Origin of the sequence: Aeromicrobium sp. (assembly GCF_036675695.1) — a bacterium.
Classification (GTDB): Bacteria; Actinomycetota; Actinomycetes; order Propionibacteriales; family Nocardioidaceae; genus Aeromicrobium.
Genome location: NZ_JAKFEL010000256.1, coordinates 1 through 3,167 on the forward strand (window position 1 = coordinate 1; position 3,167 = coordinate 3,167).

Here is a 3,167-nt window from a genome sequence, read left to right on the forward strand (position 1 = left end):
GGCCCCGCGCCCACGAAGCTCACGTGGCCGCGTGGGGCCTTGCGTGAGCCGGGACTCGGCGTCGACGGTGCTGGCATCGCATTGGTGATTGTCACGGTGTTCCTTTTCTCTATCTGCCTGGGGTTGGTGAGGCGACGGCCACGAGGGTGTCGGCACCTTCGGCGAGCATCTCGGCAGCAAGACGTTCACCGACCGCGGCGGCTTCGGAAGGCAAGCCGGTCGCGGACAGTCGGATGGTGGGCGAGCCGGAAATGTCTCCAACCACCGCACGAAGCCACAGCTCGTCGCCGTCGTCGCCAGTGGCGACTTCCGCGAGAGCCCCGACTGGCGCGCTGCAACCTGCCTCAAGAGCGGCAAGCAGGCTGCGTTCGGCGGTCACGGCGACTCTGGTGTCAGAGTCGTCGAGACCGTCAAGGAGGTGAATCGTCGCGACATCGTCGGCGCGGCATTCACAGGCCAGAGCACCCTGCCCGGGGGCAGGAAGCATCTGAAGGGGATCTATGAGCTCGGTCGCCTCGTCGGCGCGGCCGAGCCGCAGCAGACCAGCACGAGCAAGGAGCACGGCGTCGTACTCACCGGACGCCACCTTGGCGATCCGGGTGTCGACGTTGCCGCGAATCGGTACGACTTCGACACCGAGGCCAAGTGCGTTGAGCTGAGCCTCGCGACGCGGCGAACCTGTCCCCACGCGAGAGCCCTGCGGCAGCTCGCCGAGAGTCATGCCGTCACGAGCCACCAGGCAGTCGCGGGCGTCGACGCGCGGCGGGATCGCGGCAATCACGAGTCGTGGATCCTGCGTTGTCGGCAGGTCCTTGAGCGAGTGCACGGCGATGTCGATCTCGCCGGAGATCAGGGCTTCGCGCAGAGCTGCCACGAAGACGCCCTGGCCACCCATCGAGACGAGGGGCTCGGAGCTGCGGTCACCCTCGGTGGAGATCTGGACGAGCTCGACCTCGACACCGTGGTTGGCCCGAAGCCGGTCGGCGATCGTCGCGGACTGCGTCATCGCGAGTGTGGAGGCGCGCGTGCCGAGCTTGATGGTCGTCATGCCGACTCACCTCCGACGCGCGTCACAGCGTCAACCGCAGCCTGGTCGAGGGCGAAGAGATCAGCGAGCGCCTCGGCGTACGTGAGGCTTCCGGTGCCATCGACGAGCTGCTGTACGCGAACCGTCGGCGTGTGGATCAACTTGTCTGCAACGCGACGCAGCGCCTGCCGTACGGATGCAAGCTCGTCTGCGGTGAGGTCTGGAAGGCGTGCCTCGATACGGGCCACCTCAGCGTCGACCACGTCGGTGGCCATCGTGCGAAGCGCAACGACGGTCGGCGTGATGTGCGAAGCGGCCTTGGCGACGAGGAACGTACGCACCTCGTCCTCGACGATGGAACGCACCTGCTTCACGTCGGCAGCGAGCTCGGCGTTCTCGGTCAGCTTCGACAGCACCACGAGGTCGATCAGCGAGACACCATCGATATCGCGCACAGCACTGTCGATGTCGCGTGGCAGTGCGAGGTCGATCAGCACCTGTGGGCGACCGGCAGCCTCGATGCGCGGGCGATCGAACACGATTCCGTTAGCGCCAGTGCAGCTGATGAGCACGTCGGCGGCCGCGAGCTCGTGATCCGTGTCTTCCCAGCGGAGAGCTCGGACACCGGACTCGATGGAGAGGTCCTGCGCGCGTTCGTACGTACGGTTGGCCACCGCAATCTGGTCAGCGTCGATACCGCGCTCGACCAGCGTGCGAACGGCAAGCTTGGCCATCGTGCCAGCGCCGGCGATCAGGAAGCGGGTGTCCTCGGCCTCGACGATGTCGCCAGCGGCGGCGAGCGATGCCGTGACGATGGACGGGGCGAGACGATCAATGCCGGTCTCGGCGTGGCCGCGCTTGCCGATGCGAAGTGCCTGCTGGAACAGCGCGTTGAGCGCCGGACCGACAGTGGACTCGGCCTGCGCCGTGAGCAGTGCGTCGCGTACCTGACCGAGGATCTGGCTCTCACCAAGGATCATTGAGTCCATACCGGCGGCTACGCCAAAGACGTGCGCGACAGCTGCCTCGTCGAAGTGAACGTAGACGTGGCGGACGAACTCGTCGCGATCGAGATCGGCGTGCTCCGCCAGCAGGCGGGACACCTCTTCAACGGCACCGTGGAAGCGCTCGGCCTCGACGTAGATCTCGACGCGGTTGCACGTCGACACGACAACCGACTCGGTGACGAACGGCGCCTCGAGGACGAGCTGCGACAGCTTGATCGACGCGGCTGGATCGAGCGCGACCTTCTCGAGCACCTCGAGAGGAGCCGACTTGTGCGACATACCAACAACAAGCACGCTCATTGGTCGCCACCTCCGAAGACGGGTGCGACGGAGATGGGTCGAGTCTCGAACGACGCCCTAGCCTGAATGGTTCTCTCGCTTCGCTCGTTCACGACGCTTCACCCGCCTTGCGCTGCTCGTGGTAGGCGAGGATCTGGAGCTCGATCGAGAGATCGACCTTGCGTACATCGACATTGTCCGGCACCTGTACGAGTGCTGGCGCGAAGTTGAGGATGCTGGTGATGCCAGCCTCGACGAGGTGATCGGCGACATCCTGGGCTGCTTCGCCCGGGGTCGCGATGATGCCGATCGAGATCTCGCGCTCGGCGACGACCTTCTTGAGGTCAGCCATAGCGGAGACCTCGATGCCAGAGATCGTCGTACCGATGCGTTCGGGGTTGCTGTCCACCAGCGCAGCGACGCGGATGCCACGGGTGCTGAAGCCCTGGTAGGCCGAGAGAGCCGAGCCCAGGTTGCCGACGCCGACGATGACGACGTCCCAATCCTGGTTCTGACCGATCTCGAGGGCGATCTGGTAGCGGAGGTACTCGACGTCGTAGCCGACTCCGCGGGTGCCGTAGGAACCCAGGTGCGAGAGATCCTTGCGCAGCTTGGCGGGGTTCACTCCGGCCTGTGCGGCGAGGTCATTGGACGAGCATGTGCCGATGCCCTGCTCGGTGAGAGCGTTGAGGGCGCGCAGATAGACCGGCAGCCGGGCCACGGTGGCGTCAGGGATGCCACGCTCTGGTGAACCGGCCGAAGGCCTGTTGCGAAGTATCGTCACGGTGCTCCTGCGCTGCGCGGCCGGGGATTATCCCGAATGGGACTGGCTCGCTGCGCCGACCCAGTTTAAG

At 65.8% G+C, this 3,167-nt stretch carries 3 protein-coding genes; all 3 read right to left on the bottom strand.

Annotated features, from left to right (window positions below; genetic code table 11):
* Positions 1–109: 109 nt before the first annotated feature.
* The 3 genes from hemC to V6M39_RS17165 all read right to left on the bottom strand — a co-directional run bounded on the left by hemC (position 110) and on the right by V6M39_RS17165 (position 3,097).
* The gene (gene hemC, locus V6M39_RS17155) at positions 110–1,048 is read right to left on the bottom strand and encodes a hydroxymethylbilane synthase (protein ID WP_332645034.1); all 939 of its coding nucleotides are present in this window, start codon (positions 1,046–1,048) and stop codon (positions 110–112) included.
* A complete protein-coding gene (locus V6M39_RS17160) occupies positions 1,045–2,334 on the bottom strand; it encodes a glutamyl-tRNA reductase (protein WP_332645035.1) in 1,290 nt (429 codons plus the stop codon). Before V6M39_RS17160 ends, hemC begins: the two co-directional genes overlap by 4 nt.
* Positions 2,335–2,422: 88 nt before the next feature.
* Entirely contained in the window at positions 2,423–3,097 is a 675-nt protein-coding gene (locus V6M39_RS17165; protein WP_332645036.1) for a redox-sensing transcriptional repressor Rex, read from the bottom strand.
* Positions 3,098–3,167: the final 70 nt, after the last annotated feature.